At 56.2% G+C, this 20,622-nt stretch carries 21 protein-coding genes; 6 read left to right on the top strand and 15 right to left on the bottom strand.

Annotation, left to right across the window (positions count from 1 at the left end):
• Positions 1–91 precede the first annotated feature (91 nt).
• The 5 genes from BN348_RS02300 (at position 92) to BN348_RS02280 (ending at position 4,527) form a co-directional block, all read left to right on the top strand.
• Positions 92–718, top strand: coding sequence for a GntR family transcriptional regulator (locus BN348_RS02300; protein ID WP_040195918.1), 627 nt, complete (start codon positions 92–94; stop codon positions 716–718).
• Between the two features lie 511 nt (positions 719–1,229).
• Positions 1,230–2,354: a betaine/proline/choline family ABC transporter ATP-binding protein gene (locus BN348_RS02295; protein WP_040195917.1), complete on the top strand. Its 1,125-nt coding sequence runs from the start codon at positions 1,230–1,232 to the stop codon at positions 2,352–2,354.
• Positions 2,338–2,985: an ABC transporter permease gene (locus BN348_RS02290; protein ID WP_242844291.1), complete on the top strand. Its 648-nt coding sequence runs from the start codon at positions 2,338–2,340 to the stop codon at positions 2,983–2,985. Before BN348_RS02295 ends, BN348_RS02290 begins: the two co-directional genes overlap by 17 nt.
• Positions 2,982–3,581: an ABC transporter permease gene (locus BN348_RS02285; RefSeq protein ID WP_040195916.1), complete on the top strand. Its 600-nt coding sequence runs from the start codon at positions 2,982–2,984 to the stop codon at positions 3,579–3,581. Before BN348_RS02290 ends, BN348_RS02285 begins: the two co-directional genes overlap by 4 nt.
• Before the next feature lie 34 nt (positions 3,582–3,615).
• Positions 3,616–4,527, top strand: a complete 912-nt coding sequence (locus tag BN348_RS02280) for a glycine betaine ABC transporter substrate-binding protein (protein WP_040195915.1) — start codon at positions 3,616–3,618, stop codon at positions 4,525–4,527.
• Between the two features lie 646 nt (positions 4,528–5,173).
• Here the strand turns inward: BN348_RS02280 and BN348_RS02275 are convergent.
• The 15 genes from BN348_RS02275 to BN348_RS12875 form a co-directional block, all read right to left on the bottom strand.
• A complete protein-coding gene (locus tag BN348_RS02275; RefSeq protein WP_040195914.1) occupies positions 5,174–7,021 on the bottom strand; it encodes a heavy metal translocating P-type ATPase in 1,848 nt (615 codons plus the stop codon).
• Between the two features lie 66 nt (positions 7,022–7,087).
• The gene (locus BN348_RS02270) at positions 7,088–7,315 is read right to left on the bottom strand and encodes a cation transporter (RefSeq protein WP_052446644.1); all 228 of its coding nucleotides are present in this window, start codon (positions 7,313–7,315) and stop codon (positions 7,088–7,090) included.
• Positions 7,316–7,338: 23 nt separating this feature from the next.
• Positions 7,339–7,701, bottom strand: a complete 363-nt coding sequence (locus BN348_RS02265; protein WP_040195913.1) for an ArsR/SmtB family transcription factor — start codon at positions 7,699–7,701, stop codon at positions 7,339–7,341.
• A gap of 432 nt (positions 7,702–8,133) precedes the next feature.
• A complete protein-coding gene (locus BN348_RS12880; RefSeq protein WP_052446643.1) occupies positions 8,134–8,502 on the bottom strand; it encodes a hypothetical protein in 369 nt (122 codons plus the stop codon).
• A 111-nt stretch (positions 8,503–8,613) separates the two neighbouring features.
• On the bottom strand, positions 8,614–9,564 hold the full coding sequence (locus BN348_RS02255; protein WP_040195912.1) for a hypothetical protein: 951 nt from the start codon (positions 9,562–9,564) through the stop codon (positions 8,614–8,616).
• Positions 9,564–9,935 carry a hypothetical protein gene (locus BN348_RS02250; RefSeq protein ID WP_040195911.1) on the bottom strand — a complete coding sequence of 124 codons (372 nt, stop codon included), beginning with the start codon at positions 9,933–9,935 and terminating at the stop codon, positions 9,564–9,566. Before BN348_RS02250 ends, BN348_RS02255 begins: the two co-directional genes overlap by 1 nt.
• A 402-nt stretch (positions 9,936–10,337) precedes the next feature.
• Positions 10,338–11,306, bottom strand: coding sequence for a hypothetical protein (locus tag BN348_RS02245; RefSeq protein ID WP_040195910.1), 969 nt, complete (start codon positions 11,304–11,306; stop codon positions 10,338–10,340).
• Positions 11,303–11,653, bottom strand: coding sequence for a hypothetical protein (locus tag BN348_RS02240; protein WP_040195909.1), 351 nt, complete (start codon positions 11,651–11,653; stop codon positions 11,303–11,305). Before BN348_RS02240 ends, BN348_RS02245 begins: the two co-directional genes overlap by 4 nt.
• 1 nt (position 11,654) lies before the next feature.
• A complete protein-coding gene (locus BN348_RS02235) occupies positions 11,655–12,023 on the bottom strand; it encodes a hypothetical protein (RefSeq protein WP_156136389.1) in 369 nt (122 codons plus the stop codon).
• A gap of 177 nt (positions 12,024–12,200) precedes the next feature.
• The gene (locus BN348_RS02230; protein WP_040195907.1) at positions 12,201–13,232 is read right to left on the bottom strand and encodes a phage major capsid protein; all 1,032 of its coding nucleotides are present in this window, start codon (positions 13,230–13,232) and stop codon (positions 12,201–12,203) included.
• Between the two features lie 10 nt (positions 13,233–13,242).
• A complete protein-coding gene (locus BN348_RS02225) occupies positions 13,243–13,602 on the bottom strand; it encodes a hypothetical protein (protein WP_040195906.1) in 360 nt (119 codons plus the stop codon).
• Between the two features lie 194 nt (positions 13,603–13,796).
• Positions 13,797–14,753 carry a hypothetical protein gene (locus BN348_RS02220; RefSeq protein ID WP_052446642.1) on the bottom strand — a complete coding sequence of 319 codons (957 nt, stop codon included), beginning with the start codon at positions 14,751–14,753 and terminating at the stop codon, positions 13,797–13,799.
• Complete coding sequence (locus BN348_RS02215) at positions 14,668–15,915, bottom strand: hypothetical protein (RefSeq protein ID WP_040195905.1); 1,248 nt, start codon at positions 15,913–15,915, stop codon at positions 14,668–14,670. The genes BN348_RS02220 and BN348_RS02215 overlap by 86 nt, the downstream gene beginning before the upstream one ends.
• Before the next feature lie 442 nt (positions 15,916–16,357).
• Positions 16,358–17,629: a PBSX family phage terminase large subunit gene (locus BN348_RS02210; protein WP_040195991.1), complete on the bottom strand. Its 1,272-nt coding sequence runs from the start codon at positions 17,627–17,629 to the stop codon at positions 16,358–16,360.
• Complete coding sequence (locus BN348_RS12875) at positions 17,625–18,122, bottom strand: terminase small subunit (RefSeq protein WP_052446640.1); 498 nt, start codon at positions 18,120–18,122, stop codon at positions 17,625–17,627. The genes BN348_RS02210 and BN348_RS12875 overlap by 5 nt, the downstream gene beginning before the upstream one ends.
• Positions 18,123–18,551: 429 nt before the next feature.
• Here BN348_RS12875 and BN348_RS02200 point away from each other — a divergent pair, with 429 nt between their 5' ends.
• Positions 18,552–20,564: a right-handed parallel beta-helix repeat-containing protein gene (locus tag BN348_RS02200; RefSeq protein ID WP_040195904.1), complete on the top strand. Its 2,013-nt coding sequence runs from the start codon at positions 18,552–18,554 to the stop codon at positions 20,562–20,564.
• Positions 20,565–20,622 lie beyond the last annotated feature (58 nt).

Genomic DNA, 20,622 nt, shown 5'->3' with positions numbered 1-20,622 from the left:
ATTTGGTGCGAATACCCCTGACAACAATGGGCAGGATGACAACAGACGGTGTCTATTCCCGCCGCAAACAACCATGAAAGAATGTGATGAAATGTCTGAACGCATCATCCAGCCGCAGTACCTGCGTATTGCGCTGGACATCGCCTCCCGGGTCACCCGCGGAGAGCTTCAGGAGAACAGCAAGGTCTACGGCCGCAGCGTGATGGCTTCGGAATACGGCGTATCCCCCGAAACCATCCGGCGCGCGCTCAAACTGCTGTCCGATATGCAGGTCGTGGAGATCAAGCCGCAGAGCGGCGTTTACATCCTGTCCGCGGACAACGCACAGAAATATATTGAACGGTTCGGTAAGCGCGTGGACCTCGGCCAGCTGCAGAACCAGCTCAAAAATATGATTGCACAGCACAATGAGCTCAGCCGAAAAATCTCCGATACTGCAGCCGTCATCTCCAAAATTGAGGAATCCGCGTCGATCGCGGCGCCATTCACAAACTATGAGGTCAAAATCGAAGAAAACAGCCGGGTGTGCGGCAAAAACATTGGGGAACTGCAGTTCTGGCAGGCCACCGGCGCCACCATCATCGCGATCCGGCGGGAAGACAACATCATCCTGTCTCCGGGTCCGTATGCGCAGCTTTTGGCCGGAGACACCGTCGTCTTTGTCGGTGACCTCGCCGCCGCCGAAGCCGCGGAAAAGTACATCCGGGAGACGGAGTAGCCGTCGTCCGCCGATAAAGGCTTCTGAACGGCTGCGTGCATATGTATCGCCGCCATGACGAGGCATGCATCCTGCGGGATGTACTTTGGAAGCCCGGCGGCAAATAGGGCTTGAATCAATACCGTCATACAGGGCCGCCGGTGCTTGCGGCCCTGTATGAACAGGAACACCCGATTGCATTTAGCTATTTTTTTACATTCCTGGCGTGTATGCGTGTAAAAGTATAAATTATTCTTCATAATAAACTTGGAATCGAAACAACATAAAAATTTATTCCTTATAAAGTGAAAATCCACAAGATCTTTAAAACTCATTCTATAAAAGCGCAATGCCGCCTGACAGGCGGGACCGTGCTTTTATAGAAAAAGATATCTTTCATTGCGGCCATTTCAGAAAGTTCGTCAAAACACCTGCCGGCGATTTGACTTTAGCGGCAAAATCCATTATAATAAATCTAACAACTTCAAATATTTACAAGGTTGTTAGACCGTCCCGAGAGGAGAGGAACCGATTGATTCGTTTTGAACATGTCAAGAAGACCTATGGCAAAACCACCGTGCTCAACGATCTGAGCTTCGAGATTCCCGAGGGGGAATTTACCGTTCTGATCGGCCCCAGCGGATGCGGCAAAACCACAACGCTGAAGATGATCAACCGTCTGATCCAGCCGGATGAAGGACGGATTATTGTAAACGGCAAGGATACTGCGACGGTCAACCGCGTGGAGCTTCGGCGCTCCATCGGATACGTGATACAGCAGATCGGACTGTTTCCGAATATGACGGTGGCACAGAACATCTGTGTGGTGCCGAAACTGTTAAAATATAAAAAAGAGGACTGCGATAAGATTGTGCACGACCTGCTCGAGATGGTGAACCTGCCTTATGACCAGTACGCGCACAAATATCCTTCCGAGCTGTCTGGCGGACAGCAGCAGCGCATCGGCGTGCTGCGCGCGCTTGCCGCCTCCCCGCCGATCGTACTGATGGACGAGCCGTTTGGCGCGCTCGACCCGATGACCCGTTCGGTCCTGCAGGAGGAGGTCCGCAAGCTGCAGAAGAAGCTGGGCAAAACCATCGTGTTTGTCACGCATGATATGGATGAGGCGCTCAACCTCGCGGACCGCATCATCTTCATGGAACAGGGCCACATCGCACAGATGGCCTCGCCGGAAGAGATGCTTGAGAATCCGGCGGACGATTTGATCCGCTCCTTCATGGGCAAACGCATCCAGGATTCCGAACCCATCGAGCTGACCGCGGCGGACTTCATGCGCACCAGCGTCTACAGCGTGCCGCTCAGCAAGGGCGTGCGGGCCTGTACCGAGCGTATGGCGCGCCATCATGTGGACAGCCTGCTGGTCGTCCGGGCGGACGACACCTACGCGGGCACCATCTCGGTTGCGGACATCAAGAAATACGGCAAGCCGGGCGGCAGCATCGACGACATCATGTCGACCACCAACACGGTTTCCTATGTCGACGAGGATGCGCGGGAATGCTTTGACAAGCTGGTATCCTCCGGCGACAGCTATGTCGTCGTGCTCAATAAGGACGATACGGTCGCCGGTATTGTGACAAAAACCAGTATGGCAAAGGCCATGGCGGACGCATTGTGGGGTGAGACGAGTGCTTGATTTCTTCGATCTCTACGGACAGAAGCTGATGACCGCCATCGGCGTCCATCTGATGTATGTGTTCATCTCGGTGGCAATCGCGTTTGTGATCGCGCTTGTGCTGGGCGTCCTGCTGTCCAGGGTTCCGCGCTTTGCCAAGGTGATCCTGCCGGTCATCTCCGTCTTCCAGACCATCCCGGGCATCGTGTTCATCGGCATGCTGTTCCTTGTCTTCGGCATGGTGCCGCAGACGGTCATCACAGCGCTGGCGATCTACGCGATCTTCCCGATATTAAAGAACACCTATGTCGGCATCATCGAGGTGCCGGCCCAATATAAGGATGCGGCCAGGGGCTGCGGCATGTCCAGCTTGCAGCGGCTGCTGAAGGTGGAAATCCCGCTGGCACTGCCGAACATCATCGGCGGACTGCGCATGTCGACCGTCTACACGGTCAGCTGGGCGGTGCTTGCCTCGATGATCGGGCTCGGCGGGCTCGGCGATTTCATCTATATCGGCGTCAGCACCAACAACAATATGCTGATTATCGCCGGTGCGATCCCCGCCGCCATCATTGCGGTGGTTTTAAGCCTGCTGATTGACTCCCTGCAGAAGCTGCTGACACCGAAGGCATTGAGGAGGGGCAGAAGATGAATATCACCATGGTTTTGGAACATCTCTATATCGTCCTGCTCGCGGTCGTCTTCACGATTGCGGTCGGCCTTCCGCTGGGCGTGCTGGCCTATTACTTCAAAAAGGTGCGGCAGGTCATCCTGTGGATGGTGGACATCCTGCAGACCGTGCCGGCACTGGCGCTGCTGGGCATCATCATGGTGTTCCTGGGCGCGGGCAAACTGACCGTTATCATCGGTCTTGTGCTCTACTCGCTGCTGCCGGTGGTGCACAACACCTATCTGGGCCTGAGCGGCGTTGAACCCGCCATCAAGGAGGCTGCGCGCGGCATGGGCATGACCAAGATGTACCGGCTGATCCATGTCGAGCTGCCGATTGCGTTCCCGATGGTCTTCACCGGCATCCGCATTGCGACGGTGACGGCGGTCGGTGTCGCGGTCTTCGCCACCTTTGTCGGCGGCGGCGGACTCGGATCGGTCATCTACAACGGCATCCGCATTCAAAATACCATGCAGATCCTGACCGGCACGCTGACCCTTGTGGTGATGGCTGTGGCCATCGACTTTGTCATGGCGTACATTGAAAAACGCCTTTACCGCCGGTCATCCACAAAATAGATGTACACACGAAAGACGAATGGAAGGTGAAACTATGAAAAAATTCGCAGCCATCCTGCTGAGCGCCGCGCTGGCGCTGTCCTTCACCGGATGCAGTTCCGGAGACGACAAAAGCACCCTGAAAATCTATGACGGGCTGTACTCCGAGATGAAGATCATCCATCAGATGGTCAAGCAGCTGGTGGAGCAAGACACCGATCTGAAGGTCAAAATCATGGACGAGATGTCCCCGGTCAACGAGTTCAACGAGCTGATCAAGGGCAATTCCGACCTGCTGAACTGCTATGACGGCACACTGCTGACCACCTACCTGAAATATGACCCGACCGACGTACCGGAAGGCACATCGCTGTACGATTTTGTCAATGAGAAGGCCACCGCTGAAAAGCAGGTTCACCTGCTGGACAAGCTCGGCATCAACAACACCTATGCAATCGCCGTTCCGCAGGAGATCGCGGACAAATACAATCTGAACACCATCAGCGATCTCGTACCGGTTGCTGGAGAGCTCACCTTCGGCGCGGAGCATGATTTCTTCAGTGAAGAAGGAAGCGCCAAATACAACCCGATGATCGAATTTTACGGACTCAAGTTCAAGGCGGGCAATCCGGTCGATATCGGACTCAAATATTCCGCAGTGGAAAGCGGCAACATCGACGTCGTGATCGTCTATTCGACCGATGGGCTCAACAAAAAAGCAAACCTGAAGATTCTGGAGGACGACAAGCATTTCTTCCCGGAATACAACGGCGCGCTGCTGGTCCGCGATGATATTTTTGAAAAGTTTAAGGAAGCCGCTCCAAACCTTGAAGAGGTGCTGAACAAGCTCAGCGGCATCTTCACCGATGAGGATATGGTAAATCTCACCTACGCATGCGACGTAGAGGGCAAATCGCCGCAGGACGTGGCGAAAGAATTTCTACAGTCCAAGGGACTGCTCAAATAAGCTCTCCCCCCGTAAAGTGGTATACAGAAAAGGCGGACCGGAATCATCCGGTCCGCCTTTTCACGCTACGGCCATTTTATGCGGTATCACTCCTGTAATACAAAGGGGACCCGTTCAATATCCAAACCGACGGAGTGATTGTCCAATATACAGGATAAAGAAAAATATATCCCGAAAATTCACGTACCGGCCAAAGTATTGAGGTACCATAAGGACAGCCTATAACCAGAAAATCGTACGCTACTAGCCATGCCCAACCACTCAGCCCAAAACAAAACGCCGCCCGCAGGCGGTCGAATCAGAAAACGAGATATCATAGGGGGATTTTCAAGGGGGGCCATCTGGCTCTAAGCGGCACTGTGCATGGCCCCTCTTGAACGGCCTTTCTTGGTTACTTCTTTGGCCGGCAAAGAAGTAACGACCACCTTGCCAAGACACCTTGGCAAACATAGTAAAGCCGCTACACCACAGCGGAATAACGGCCAACTTTGCCAAGCGCCACTTGGTAAACAGCGGGAGACCGCTGTACCTCAGCACAATCAAATATTATGACAAGAAGGGCGGGACGCAAAAACGTCCTGCCCTTCTCTTATACAGTCATCCCGGAAAAACAAAGGAGAGAAGCCTTCCCGGAATCCGGAAATGATCACTGATACTGTTTGACGCGCATCGCACGCAGCGCGTTGAGGATCGCCAGCACCGACACGCCGACATCCGCGAAGACGCCTTCCCACATTGTTGCGAAGCCGAAAGCGGCCAGAACCAGAATGGCGGCCTTGACTGCCAGCGCGAACACGATGTTCTGCTTGACAATCCGCAGCGCTTTGCGGGACACCTTCATCACCGAAGCGATCTTCGAAGGCTCATCGGTCATGATCACGACATCCGCCGCCTCAATCGCAGCATCCGAACCGAGCGCGCCCATCGCGATGCCGACGTCCGCCCGCGCCAGGACCGGCGCGTCGTTGATGCCGTCGCCGACAAACACCAGGCTCGATTTCGGGGATTTCTCGAGCAGAAGCTTTTCCACCCGCTCCACCTTGCCGTCTGGCAGCAGCTGCGTGTAGGCTTCATCGATGCCGAGCTTCTCAGCCACCGCTTCGCCGACCGTCCTGTTGTCGCCGGTCAGCATGACCGTCTTCTTCACGCCGCTCTTCCGAAGCTCCCGGATGGCCTTCTCCGCATCCTCCTTGACCTCATCCGAGATCAGGATGTAACCGGCGTATCTGCCGTCCAAAGCGAGATGCACCACAGTTCCGGTCTGCTCGGTGCGGTCGTATGCGATGTTTTCAAGCTCCATCAGCCTGGCGTTGCCGGCAAAAACCTGCCTTCCATCCACAACCGCTTTGACGCCGTGTCCGGATATCTCCTCCACACCGCTGATGGGAAGCTCGTCGAGCTTCTGCCCATAGGCCTTCCTGATCGACACTGAAATCGGATGGCTCGAGTGCTGTTCGGCCAGCGCGGCAAAGCGCAGAAGCTCCTCAGCGCTCACATCCTTCGGGCGAACCTCGGTGACCGAAAAGGTTCCCTTGGTCAGCGTACCGGTCTTGTCAAACACGACAACCTCGGCCTTGGACAGCGCCTCCAGATAGTTGCTGCCCTTCACCAGCACACCGCAGCGCGACGCGCCGCCGATGCCGCCGAAGAAGCTCAGCGGGATCGAGATGACCAGCGCGCACGGACAGGAAACCACCAGGAAGATCAGCGCACGGTAAATCCAGTCGCTGAACGCCTCGCTCAGAATGAGCGGCGGCAGAACCGCCAGCGCCAGCGCCACAAGGACAACCACCGGGGTATAGTATCTTGCAAATTTCGTGATAAATTTTTCAGCATGGGCCTTCTTGCTGCTGGCGTTCTCCACAAGGTTCAGAATCCTGCTGACCGTGGACTCGCCGAACATCTTTTCGACCTCGATGGTCAGAAGGCCGTTCTGGTTGATAAAACCGCTGAGGATCTCGCTGCCCTCATGCACCTCGCGCGGGACCGATTCGCCGGTCAGCGCGGAGGTGTCCACCAGAGAGGACCCGGACAGCACCTTTCCATCCAGCGGCACCTTTTCGCCGGGACGGACTACAATGATATCGCCAACCTGCACCTCATCGGGAGAAACCCTTTTGATCTCCCCGCCCTGCTTGAGGTTGGCATAATCGGGACGGATATCCATCAGATCGGCAATCGACGCCCTGGATTTGTTGACCGCGTAGGACTGAAACAGCTCTCCGACCTGATAGAACAGCATGACCGCAACGCCTTCCGGATATTCTCCGACAATAAACGCGCCGATGGTCGCAAGACTCATCAGGAAATTCTCATCGAACACCTGCCCATGCAGGATGTTGACGACCGCTTTCCAAACCACATCCCCGCCGGTGATCAGATAACTTGCCAAAAAGATGACCAGCCTCCAAATGCCCGAAACCGGAACCAACATGCCAACCGCAAAAATCACCGCTCCTGTGATGATGCGTATGAGCGTCCGCTTCTCTTTCATAACCTATCCCCCGTCCTTCCTAAACTGCGGCCCTTCCGATAGGATATTCCCATGCGCAAGGACCTGTTACTTTTCTACCTTTAACACTACCGTGGAATCGATTCTGTGGATGACCTCATCCAGCTCCTTCATAACCTGCTCCAGCTTGCCGTCTTCGACTTCCATAAACAGCTTGCGGGTCATAAAGGTGACGTTTGCGTTGTCCACGCCGCGGATTCTGGATGCGGCGCGCTCCACCTTGGCAGCACAGTTTGCACAATCAAGCCCCTCTAAGATGATTACCTTTTCCAACATAAATAACTCCTCCAATTGTAATTTTATTCTTCTATATGCTCCAGCCCCTGCCCGAGGATGGTCTGGATATGGCCGTCGGACAGGGAATAGAACACGGTCTTTCCCTCCCGGCGGAACTTTACCAGCTGCGACTGCTTGAGCACGCGCAGCTGATGGGAAATCGCCGACTGGCTCATTCCCAGAAGCTGCGCAATGTCGCACACACACATCTCGGACTGAGACAACACATAGAGTATCTTAATTCTGGTCGAATCTCCAAATACTTTGAAAAGCTCCGCCAGATCATAAAGAACCTCGTCATCCGGCACCTTTTGGTTGACCGCCAACACGATTTTTTCGTGTACTTCGAGCTGTTCACAGCTGTCAATCATTTCATCGGTCTTCATCGGTTCACCTTCTCATATGAATAATTGTTCATATGTTTATTATAGCAAACAATTTTCCGTTGTCAATAGCTTCTCCGCTATTTTTTAAATTTTTATTTGTCGGAATGCGGCACTTTTTCCGGATGTGCCAACCATTTGAACAGCATGCGGGGATGCGGCATTGCCTGCACGCGCTTCTGCACCCTATAACAGCGTGAAGAGCGGGATACAACAGCCTGTCGCCTTCACTTCAACAGCCGCCGGAATACTTTTGGAAAGCGAATATCTTTTACTTAAGAAACATTAGCGCACAAAAAGCTCCCATCTGTGACGATGATACAGTCACAGATGGGAGCTTTCTCTTCTATGATAAAAGCCTTGCCATATCAAAATTGTCTCTATGGAAAAGCTCTGCGCCGTCCTTCAAGCGAATCCCTGCGCGGTTTTATGCCATCACGGTGTCTGAATCTGTCCATCCGGTGTGATGGTGACACAGCCGTTCAGCAGGATGCTTCCATCCCCGCACAGCACGATGGACGCGCCGCCGGCGGACTCCAGTCTCAATTCTCCCGGACGCAGGCTGCCCGGATCGTTTTTGACGCCCAGACAGACCACCTGCCCGTCGTCCTGCAGCAGCAGCGGCTCCTGTCCCGCCGGCATCCTGTAGGAAAGCCCGTACGGCGTGAAGAACGGAACCGTGTTCTGTTCAAGCACCTGCCCCGGCGTCACCGCAATCCTTCCGGCTGCATCCACGCCCGCAGCCATCATGCTCTGCCGCGGCAACGCGGTCCGGTAAGGCTTCGCAAGCTCCGATATCCACATATCAGTTCCTCCTCATGTCATCAGTTTGAATGCCCCCAAAACCGTATCAGCAGGCGGTGAGATACCCGTGATACAGCAGCGCTCTGTTTCCTCCGGCTGATCCGAAAGGCTTTACAGATAATCCGGTTCCAGCAGCGTCAGCGATGTCCAGAAGCCGGATGCATCCGCTTTCAGGTTGACACCGCCCACAAACAGGCCCGCTTTCACCAGCATGCTGTCGTTGAGATTGACGCGGTCCCCGATCTGCATCGGATAAATTCCCGATAGCGCGCACCGCACCACCTTCTTCTTGAGCATTCCTTCCTTGATCATCTCTTCGGGTCCGGTCCTGTAAGAACTCTGCCAGTCGCCGCCCTCCCGCAGCACCCGCACGCGCGGCGGCTGAAAGCCCGGCAGATGCTCGTTCACCACCACGCCGTAGCGGTTATCCCGGTCGATCAGCCACACCCGTGTGATGACCTCCTCCGCATGATCCTCTATTTCCAGCGTGGTGTAGCGCAGCGCATCCGGCAGCGCATTGGACACTGTATAGGTCTGCCCTTGGTATTCCTGCCGCACATCGATCGATCCATCGGCCAGCAGCCGCGGCGCTGTGCCGAGCGCCAGCCTGCAGAACTGCGTCAGCACCCCCCATTCACTGGTTCCCTTTGGAATCGTGAACGCGCTGAGCATGGCGTTCCGGTCATAATGGATTCCAGAAAAGCAGCCGAACACGCCGATGTGCTCCTCGTACAGCTGCTGCAGCGAGAGGTTTTGGCAGACCATCGGCAGCGCCTCATTGTCGATCAGCACCGAAACGAGACTGCGCGCCGCAAACTCGATGAACCGCCCCTTCGGGGTCCTCGTGCAGGATACATGGTCGACAAAGCCCGCAAAGATCTGTTCGCCTTCACAGGAAACCGTCAGCCTTGCATAGGTCTTGGCAAAACTGTTCCCCTCCGCCGAAAACTGCACGCGCACGCTGTGCGCCGGCGCAAAGAAATCCATATCCAGCTCCACATACAACAGGTTTGCAACCGCCGTCTCTTCGCCGTCCTGATCGTACAGTCTGACTGTCAGCATCAGATCACCTCCCCGCCCGACGCGCTTGTCAGCAAACCAATATCCTCCAGAAAGGTGAACCGGTAGGAAAGCACCTGCGGCCCGGATTCACACAGCAGCTCCAGCTCGATGAAAAAGGCGCTGAACGGCCTAAGCCCCGGCAGCTGCAGGCTGCCGGGGGTCTGTTCGGCATACACCGCATACAGGCCGTCGAACTGTTCCTGCCGGTCTTTCCCGAAAAACACGCCCTCCCCCTTCACGGTCCGCGCCCGTCTGCCCAGCACCCGCACAACATCCCCGAGAATCGGGGAAAAGGTGTTCTGCACCTGCTTGCCGCAGTACAGCTGAATCCGATGCGGATTATGCGGAAACTGATAGTCCTTATACTGCATGCCTGTCCCATCCCTTCCTTCCAATGCGTACCGGTATATCCGGCCGGTCCCGATGAAACATTCCGTGATCCAAAGCAAACCGGAACCGGCGTCTGCACGGGTACCGATGAGTCATTTGGGGTATCTTCATACGCATACGCCTCCTTACAGGCGGCAGATCTTTTCTGGACCTGCCGTCAAAATGGTATGCACCGTTCCCCATTTCCGATGCGGATTTGGTTCTGTTCTAATACTGCGTATCCAGACGTCTGACCTGTCTGGATAAGAATCTCTGCCATCCGCCGTACCCGTCCGGCTCCTGCGGTTGAACGGAATGGATGGTTCGGCTGTCGATACCGATCTTCGACATATCCTCAAAACGGCCCGCGGTCGGCCGGGAAAAAGACTGCGTCCCTGTCCCGTTTATTCTTTGTCCTCTGTGTTCCACCCTGTTTTCACCCCTTCCATGTGGGAAACCGTCCTGCTGAACGCCATGATTTCGGCCTTTTCCAACAGCAGGCCGTTTCCCCTGGCCGACCGCTCCAGCCTTGTCCAGACACATCCGCCGTAGCGAACCTCACAGCCCGGCCGCCGCACCGTCAGCGTAAAGCTGTCCAGCGATTCCAAATCCTCCGCCATAGGCAAAGCCCACACGCGGTCCAGCACAATCTTATAAACGGGTTCTCCCGAAACAAACCCAACCGGCGAAGCTTCCTCACAGGCTTCGATCAGATGCAGCGCGCGGTCGGCGACGACCTGATATCCCTCCACCTGCGCCAGCTTATGCTCCCCCGCCCAAATGGAAACATCCTCCCCGGATGCTATGGGCAGGACGCGCAGCGTATTCCCAGGCTCCGACAGGGATGCTTCGCTCCATCCAGTGCCGTGGATTCCCGGCATATCCGCCGGGGATACCGCCGCAGGCCCGTTTTCCGTACTCTCATCGGCAGCGCCATCCGACGCCAGTACCGCGTCCAACGAAAATACCGCTTCGATCCGGAACGCTTCCAGCGCCTTTTCATAGGTCTGCTTGGATATGATTGCCGTGTGGATGCAGAAGGGGTTCTGTGTGAGCAGCAGCACACTGCAAAGCCGGTCAAACAGCGCCTGCGCCGCCGTGCCATCCTGTCCTGCAGGCACATAGATTTCGGCACAGCATTCGATCTGCGCCATCCTGCCGCGGACGGACGACGCCCCTTCTTCCCCGTAATCATCTGAGAACACCGTGCGTTTGACTGCCGCCGATTTTGGCCGCAGCGCCAGCATCGGCCGCGTGATCGGATACGGCCCTGTGCCCGGCAGGAAGGCCTGCAGAAGCTTGACGTCCTCGAATTTCCCTGTACCCGCCAGATAATCCAGCACCGCGCCGGTCAGCTGACTCAAGCCGTTCATACCGATTCCTCCCCATAAACCCTTCTGAGCGACGCGGTCAGGAAACAGGTTTCGCAGCCCGCCATGACGGTATCGGTGTGCAGCACCAGATAGCGTTCGCCCCGGTCCTCCACGATGCAGCGCTTCTCCAGCGCCTTTCCGCCCTCGCACGGCGGACAGATCAGATGAAAACGCTCCTCATCCGTCTCGCCGAGCGCCGAATATCCACCGATCAGGCTGGAAAAATGCTTCTGCCCGGCCCTCCACAGCAGCGCATACTGCCGCCGTACGGTCTTATCCGGGAACCGAATGGTCATGCGGCGTCCATACCGCCTGAGATTGGATTTAATCACATTGGAAAAGGTCATATCATCCCACACTTTCAAAGATGAAGCCGTCATACCGCATGCAGTCCTGCGCCGCCAGCAGGAAGCTGTCCCGGTATTCCTTCGCAACCGCCAGCAGCTGTTCCAGATTCCGGCTTGCGGAAATCTCTCCGGCCTGAAAGGATGTCTGCGGATCCTTCACGATCTGGTCAAGCACATAGTCGTAGAAGCACAGCGCCGCCGCGGCCATGGCCAGTTTCACGCGGTTCTCTGCGGCATCCGCGCCGGGCTTGAGCCTTGCGCGCAGCGTCCCGATATTTTTATGAATCAGTTCGTCGTACTCCAGCGCCTCATCCTGCGTAATTCCCGCCATACTGCTGAACAGCGGCAGGATATCCCCGAGCTCCAACAAACCTCCCGCCTCCTTTGTATTTTTCTGCCGGGGGCAAATCCCCCGCCCGGTATCGGTTTGATTCTGCGGTCATCGCCTGCCGTCCTTCGGCATGCGGCTGTGACTTCCGCTGTCCTCAGACGGTCCCATCTTTTTACCGGACGGGGTTCTTGATCCCCTGTGAATATCGTTCGTACCTTACTTAGATTCGCCGCCCTGCGTCAGCTGGATCATCTTAACCGCCTGCGGGCAGATCTTCGCAAAGCCGGTGATGGTGGAAACCGCGGTGCGGTCAAGCTGTCGGTCGATCAGCTTGTCATTCTCCACCAGCACGTCGCCGGCGGCGACCATCTCCAACGCAAAGCGTTTGTCAAGCCCGATCAGCGTACCCTGCGGCACCGCGTCGCTGCGGATCAGGCTGGCGCCCATCGGCGTGCTCAGACGGCCACTGCCCTGAAAGTTGAGCCCCGTGCGCGGGTCCTTGAATTCCTCGATGCTCAGAAGCTTCAGCATCATGTCCGGCGACGCGAGCAGCACATTCATCTCGTAATCCCCAAGCGCATCCCACAGCGTGAGCAGGTCCGCATAGCAAAGCGCGCCGCCGCTCTGCGTCTCGATCGCTTGGGCCGCCGTATCCACGTCATGACCGTTGATCAGCACATCCACGGCATCCTTGAGCTGGGATTTGCAGATATAGTTGCCGATCTGACGCAGGGACACCGTGAACAAATCCAGCCGCTGGTACTTCACCGCCTCATAGGATGCCACCAGCATCCTGCCATGCTTGTTCATGCGAATCAGATGGTCGGTCAGGCTGATATAGGTCGCCGGGATCGCCGCACCCTCGGCGACAATCTTGAGCTCCTTCTCATCCTCATCCGGATCCACCAGAATGGAGCGGTAGTCCAGAGAATCGGTCATGGTCCTGGTCGCCGTGATTTCGGACAGATAGTCGGTCTGCTCGATGCCCTGCCGGACCGCGCGCGCGATGTATTCCGGAAACAGCACGGCGGCCGAGGAGGTGGAGAAGAATTTTTCCACCTTGTCGGACTGCGAACTGCCCACGCGGATGTCAAACCGCTTCAGCTGCCGCTGGAATGCGTCCAGCCCCGCAAGCGGTGTGCCCTTGTACCGGTCCGAAGGGTCCTGCTCCTCGAGCACCTGGGAAAAGGATTTTCCTGCAATGTGATACATCGACCGCTCCAGCGGAATATTCTGATACTGTTCCATCCTGTACCTCCTATAATAAGATGCCCGCGGTCTGTGCCGCAGCGTCGAACTCCACAATCAGGCACGGCCTGCTTTTCGCGCCGGCTGAAGAATCCGCGGCCGCCTTGATGCCGCCGGTCCCATTCGCCGCAATGTGCTGCCAGCCGTAGCTCAGTGAGCCCGAATAGCTGACGCGCAGATATCCCGCCAGCTGTACGCCCAGATATCCGCCGTTTTTAGAGACGCAGATCCCCGTAACCGCGTCGCCGTCGCCGCAGGCGGCGACCGTCCGGTCCGCGCTCAGCTTGACCGGCTGTCCCAGCGCCACGGCGCCGGATGCCTTCAGCGTGACGACCATCTCGCCCGCGCCCAGCAAAGAAACCTTGTTCATATGGTTCTCTCCTTTACTTTCCGCCGCCAAACGGCGGCTCTTTTCATCTGTCAATCTTCCCCGCAATCCATACGGATGCCGTGCTGCGTCCCGCCAGCAGATATTTTTCAATCTGCGGTGTACGGCTTCTCGCTTGACCACGATACATTCCGCAGGCCGGATACCCCATTCTGCACCTTTCAATCTTCACCATCTCAAATCAGAAAGGACCGGTCCGTTTCATCATCCTTTTCATCCTGAAAGCCGCCCAGCTGGCATGCGCCCGGCAGATCGGTCTTCAAAAGGTCATCCCGCAGGGTTTTCAATTCCGGCACGCTCATTTTTTCCACCATTGACTGCAGCAGTTGTGGAGAAATCGGCAGGTCATCCAGCGCGGACAGCCGCACAATCTCCCCGGTCAGCGACCGGCGGTACGCCTTTGCCGTTTGGGCGTCCATCTCCAGGCCCTGTATGTACGCATGCACCCGGCCCGCCTCCTCGGCGGACAGGCTGACCGGCCGCCCGGCTGAAAACCGCTTCATCAGCTCCATATCCTTCATCCCTCCCTCAAACCGTTTGACGACCCCTGCGCCAACCTGCGAAGGCACCGCGACAAACGAAAACTCATATGCGTCGGTCGGCTCATCCAGCAGGATGTAGCACAGCTTTCCGTCATAGCGCGTTCCAGGACGGTGTTCACAGCTGTCGATCCGATGGTCTTTTCCGCAGATGCTGCACACTGAGGATGCCACGCTGCAGCCGACACTGACCTCCTTCTTGATGCCGGCGTCGATTTCCAGCATCAGTTCTTTATTCTTCTCGCCGCGCACCATATAGGCCTTCGCCTTCAGGCAGTGGTAGATGTCGCCGGTTTTGGTCCTGCGGGTCTCATCCCGAAGGACCGACGTCTCGAAGACCCTTGCCGACTGGTTCTCCCCCTTCGGGTTGTGGTCGAAGATGCCGGTCTTTCCCAAAAACAGCGTTTGGAGTTTCCGGAGCGCGTCCACGGTGAAACACTCATAATCCCGGTCCACTTCGTTGTCGCACAGGATCAGCGAAAAGGCATACACCTCATCGGCGTCCAGCTCACGACGGGTATAGCGGTTCACGTTCCGCAGCTCCTCGGGCGTTATCTTCGTTTCGGCGCGCCCCTTGACGATCGTCTGGGTCAATGCTGTCCCCTCCTTCCAGAAATGTCCGCTCAAGCTGTTCGGCCTGCGCGTTCAGCAGCCTCGCGCGCGCCAGCTCGACCTCATCCGCGAGCTTGACGGTGTTCCACTTCACGCTGAGCCTGCCGGTATGCCCGTGCAGACGCATCCACAGGTTGCAGACCTGCAGGATGACCGGATCGAGCAGGGACCGGTAGCTGTCCAGCTCGCTGGTCAGGATATCCGCCTGCTGCTGGCTCATGCGCTCGGTTGTGGACCAGTTGATGCCCAGCATGAACGGCGGGATGCCGGTTTTGGAGATGATCTGTTCACAGATATGCCGCAGCGGCACATCGATGTCGATCATCCGCACATCCGAGCCGATCACCCGGATGTCCACGTCGCCGACGGCCACAAAATCCTTCACCTGCCCGTATTTCGCGCTGTTCATCACGTCGCTCCACTGGTTTGCCATATTGGATGCGATCTGGCGCGCATATGCCTGATCCACCGCGCTTCCATTCGGCTTGTAGGTCACCGCGAAACGCAGGTCTCCAAGCCGTTCGAAGTTTTTGTCCACACAGTGGTAGATCTGCATCAGAATCGAGCTGACAAACGGCAGCCCCTTCAACAATGAATTGCCCAGCAGCTTCCCGGAATCCGGGTTCAGCGCTGAAAACAGGATGTACTGCGGATACCGTACACGCTCATACCCGGACGCATCCCGCTGCACCAGATAGACCGGCTGCAGGCGCTTTTCATCCTTTTCGATCTTCATGTTCCGAAGCGGCGCATTGACAAGCGCCGCGATGTTTTTGCGGTCCCTTGTCAGCACCATCTCGCCGACGGCGTTTCCATAGGTCAGCAGGTCATCCAGATAACCTTCGATGAACCGCTGTATCCCGATGCCGTTGTAACCCACCCGCAGATACCGGAGGAATTCCGCCATCTGCCGGTCGGTTTGGGTGTGCCCGCTCTCCACCCTGAAGGTCCCGAGCAGGCGGATCAGCTTTGTGACCGCCGCGTCGATGATCGGGATATTTTCCCGCAGCCCTTCATACAGGGAAAGCCCCATCTGTCCAAAGCTCTCTGTTTCAAGCGGCGACAGCCCGTTTCTCCGGGATGCCGCCGTCTGGCAGAGCACCGCGCCAGCGGTCGGTTTCTTTGTCTTTTTAAACCAGGTCACCGCGCCCTCCTTTCCATCATTTGCAGCAGAAACATGTGTGTTGCTCCATACCGGATTCTCCGGGCCATACGGCTCATTCCATACTGAACCCTTTGAGCCTTCCGGCTACAGTCCAGTCCGGACCCTTCGAACCTTCCGGCTACAGTCCATACCGAAAATTCTTCGAGTCTTTCAGCCGATGCTGGATATGATCTGCCTCCATGTTAGACTGGCTGGAAGAAACACCATCATCCGCTGCATTCCGCATCAAATTTTCTATGCTTTTTTCTGCGGCCGAATGTGTGAATTGTTTCATAATGCCCCTTTAACCTGCAGAACATTATTTAGATTTCTATCCTGCTCTTCGAATCCGTATCCATTTTTGCACATAATCCCTTCCGGACAATCCCGCCCATCTTCCCATCCCCAACAACTCAACACATGTCTACCGCATAGCTTGAACCTATCCGCCGTCCGGACGGCCGCGCTCGGATGACAGCGCGCAGAATCCTGCGTTCTGCGGCCGGTGCAGCGCGTACATCGCGAAGTACCGGATGTCATCCATGGCGTGGTCGTTCTCCTTGCGCGGGCAGTCCTTCTGCCGGTTCTCCTCCCAGCGGTACAGCGAAAATTCGCGGATGGTATCCCGGCAGCGCTCCGAGAACAGCAGTTCGCCGTTCTGCAGCGCCGCGGATACCAGCCCGATGCCGGTCAGCACATCGTTGACAGCCGGCCGCACCTGAAACCGCGCATGCCTGCGGACGCATTCGATAAAGCTGGAGGCCGACGGGTCCACAATCACCGCTTCTATCGGATATCCTCCCGCCAGCTCCTGCAGCGACGCATAGTACTCCTCATCGGTCCTGCAGCCGCCGCGCACCCTGGAATCGTAGTAGTATTCGTCCAGCCGGTACCATCTCCCGCCGCTCAGTCCCCACAGCCCGAAGGATGCCGGGTTGACAATGCCGTAATCGCAGGATATCAGATAGCGTTCACAGCCTGCGGGCAGGCTCTTTGCAAGATGCTTCTCCGGCGAGAACATCGGATAGATCAGCCCGGTCGACGCCACCCATCTTCCCAGGATAAACCGGTCGTAGAACGCGCCGGCATACAGCGTCCGATACCGCCGGATCATCGATTCGGTGAGAGACGGGTTGTCGCGCATGGTGAAATGCAGATACAGCGCGTTCTTCGTCTTTGCCTTCTGAATCCACTCCCGATAGAACCAGTGGTAGGGATGCTCCGGATTGCAGTTGAACCAGAATTTCGACCCCTCCACCGAGCAGCGCGCCAGCGCCTGCTCGACGAACGACCGCGGCATCAGCGCAACCTCGTCGAACAGTACCCCGGCCAGCGTGATGCCCTGGATCAGCGCGGCCGAGGACTCATCCTTGCCGGAAAACAGATAAAACCGGTTGCACCGCCCCTGGAACCGGATCTCAATGTACTTCTGCGTCAGCTTTTCAGTACAGGCAAATCCCATCCCCGCCAAAACCTGCAGCAAGGCCGTGGTGACATTGCGCCGCACCGACCCGACGCTTCTGCCGCAGATGGCAAAGCTCTGGTTGTCAAAGCGGTAGAACGCCCAGCACACAAAGGAGATCGACATACACAGCGTCTTGCCGCTTCGCACCGCGCCGTCGCAGATGATGGCATCCCGTCCCGCGTCCCGGCTGTTTTTGCACCACCAGTTCAATACCCGAAGCTGTTTGGGAGAAAACCTGCGAAACTCAATCATCCGCACACGCCCGTTCCCCGTTTAAAGCCTGCGCCGACCGCTCCAGCGCCTCATACAGCGGACCCGCTTCATTCTGCTGCCGGCTCTGCTCCAGATTCGACAGCATCTCAAGCGCCTTCATCCGGTCAAAGAACCGGATTTCCAGCCCCTTTCCGCTGTCCTTGATTTCCGAGACGTTGTACAGGTCCAATCCGTCCAGATCGACCGGCGTTTCGCCCTGATAGGCGCAGACCAGCTTGAACGCGTCGGTCACACAGCCGAACGCGATGCGTCTGAGCCCCGCCTCCACCTGCTGCCTGACCGGATCCCCCTTGTCGGAGAACTGGTCGATCTGCCGGCGGATATCCCTTCTCTGCAGCAACCGCGCCGCCGTCCGGCTGCACTGTTCCGGCGTATACCCGGCTTTCAGCAGCGCTTCCCGATGGTTTTGCAGCCGGCTGAAATAATAACAGAACAGCCGCTCCTTTGCCGAAATCGTGGTCTTTGGCATAATTTTTTCACCCCTTTCACCTATTGCCTGCCAAAACGGGAAAAGTTGCATACAAGTATGCAACTTTTCCCCATTATTTTTTTATTTTCGAAGCGCCATCCTGCAAATTTTCTTACATGGCATCATTTATAGGTCATACCGCTGACCCGCCTAAATAATTTGATTAACCGGCACAATCCATAAAGCGTTCCCATGCACCAGTCTGTTCTGCCACCGACGCTTCCAGACCTCAGTGCTTGCCGATACGCTGAGCTGCCCCAAAATCACATTTTGCGCAGAAAATGAAGTCTTTGTGCCAATAAACGTTGACTTTTGTTATAACACCTAATATAATGTAAATAGGCTGTTAAAGCATCCCAGCTTTTACAGCCAGTTCATTCCATCAATCGAATGGTCAACCATAATCCACAATGCAGGAGGAGAAAAAACATGGAGAAAAAGAACACAAGAAGATCGCTTTGGGCCTGCGGGCTGTCCATCATCCTGTGCTTTGCAATGCTGATCGGCACAACCCTTGCATGGTTCAGCGATACGGTTTCCAACAAGGGCAACCGCATCCAGGCGGGTAATTTAAACGTCCAGTTCTACAAGTACACGGGCGAAGGCACGCCCGGCACGCTGAACACCAGCTGGAGCGAAATCGACAACGAAACCGAAAAGGACTTCATCTTCGGCGAAGACTTCAAAAACTGGGAGCCGGGAGCCGAAAAGACCATCTACCTGGCTGTCAAGAACGCGGGTACCCTGAACCTCAAATACAACATGGACCTCGTGATGCAGGACAACGCTCTGGCCGATACGCTGTTGTACGGCGCGGCGAGCAACAAGACGAGCCCTCAAGCGCAGGTCACAGCGGACGGATCGATTGCGGCGCTGATTAAGAACGGCGTCATCGCGGCCGCGCCGAACGGCAGGCTGGATGCCGGCGAGGTGGAATACATCACATTGACGATCAAGATGATGGAATCCGCAGGAAACAGCTACCAGAACGACGGCTTCGAAGCGGACATCGTCCTGACGGCGACACAGACGAACGGATCGATCAAGAAGGCGTACAGCGTCGCGGACATCAACGCGGCGGCGGCAAACGACACAATCGTGCTGATGAAGGACATCAACGAACCGACAGAAAGCGTCAATCTCAACGATTTTGCGAACATCGACCTCAATGGCTATACGCTGACCTGCCAGGATTTCTCGCTTGTCAAGGACGATGCATACGGCACTGTCGATATAGCAGGCGGCGCCATCTACACCGACACCTATCATGTCAGCGTCGAGCAGGGCACCGTGAATCAAAGCGCGGACATCTATACCGGAAATGCCACCCTTACCGCTTCCAGCAATACCTACAACCTGTACGGCCTCCTGCATGTCCAGTCCACGCTGACCCTGCAGGGAGAAACCCGCTTTGTCAAGCGTGATGAAGGTGTCGTCGCCGCCCAGACTGTAAACGCGGACGCTTCCGTCAAGGTGGAGAACAGCGCGGGCGAAGACATCACGGTCACCAAGCCGGCGGAGCTGCCTGAATCCCAGTCGATCATGGAAGCTGTCAGAAACGCGGGCACCACTCCGACCACCATTCTGCTGGGCGCGAAAACCTATGCCGAAAATGTCGTGCTTTCAGCTGGACAGGATATCACGCTGGTGGGCGCAGGCGCCGACCAGACGGCCATCATGCCGGACAGCGGCGTTCCGGTCACCATCGATCAGGACAACGTGAAGCTCACCCTCAAGAACTGCACCGTTCGAACCCGTGTCAAACAGGACAACATCAAGTCGGTCAGTATCTCCAGCTGCGCCAATACGCAGCTGACCGTTTCGAACAGCCATATCAACACCGACTCCGCCGCCAACTATACCCGGGGCATCTCGATTTACGATACACAGAACGCAAAGCTCACCCTGGCTGACAGCCAGATCACCGCTTCTTATTATGCTTTGAATCTGGCATCCCTGAACGAAGGCCTTACCTGCCGCATCGACCGCAGTGAACTCAGCGGATGGGCCGCCATCAATTCCTATGCCAACAATTCCAGCGTCAATGTCAGCAAAAGCACGCTGATTGGAACCAACCGACATTCCGGAATCTCCAACAACTTTTCTACAATCGTACTGGATGGCAACGGACTCAACGAAAATCCGCAGTTCTCGGTCAACAACAACTTCCGGTTTACCGATTGCAAAATCTACAGCTATGAACTGACCGAAACTGCTCAGTACGGCGTTTCATTCCAGTACGGCTCGAAAAACAACACGATGGAATTCCAGAATACACAGATTCTCCGCTTCAAGGGCAATGGAGCAGACGCAACCTCGCTAGAAGCGGCAATCAACCACAATTCCGATGCTTCGGGGAACACCATGGTTCTTGACGGTAAATCCTTCCCGATGGACGGCGAGGGCATCTATATCATCAAGGACGGCGTTCTGACGAAATAAACCGTCGCTTATGACCTCCGGTACCCAAAAACACAAAAAAGCTCGTATCCATTAATGG

Origin of the sequence: Candidatus Soleaferrea massiliensis AP7 (assembly GCF_000820765.1) — a bacterium.
GTDB lineage: Bacteria > Bacillota > Clostridia > Oscillospirales > Ruminococcaceae > Soleaferrea > Soleaferrea massiliensis.
The sequence above is the reverse complement of the archived record's forward strand: the minus strand, read 5'-3'. Positions and strand labels throughout refer to the sequence as shown.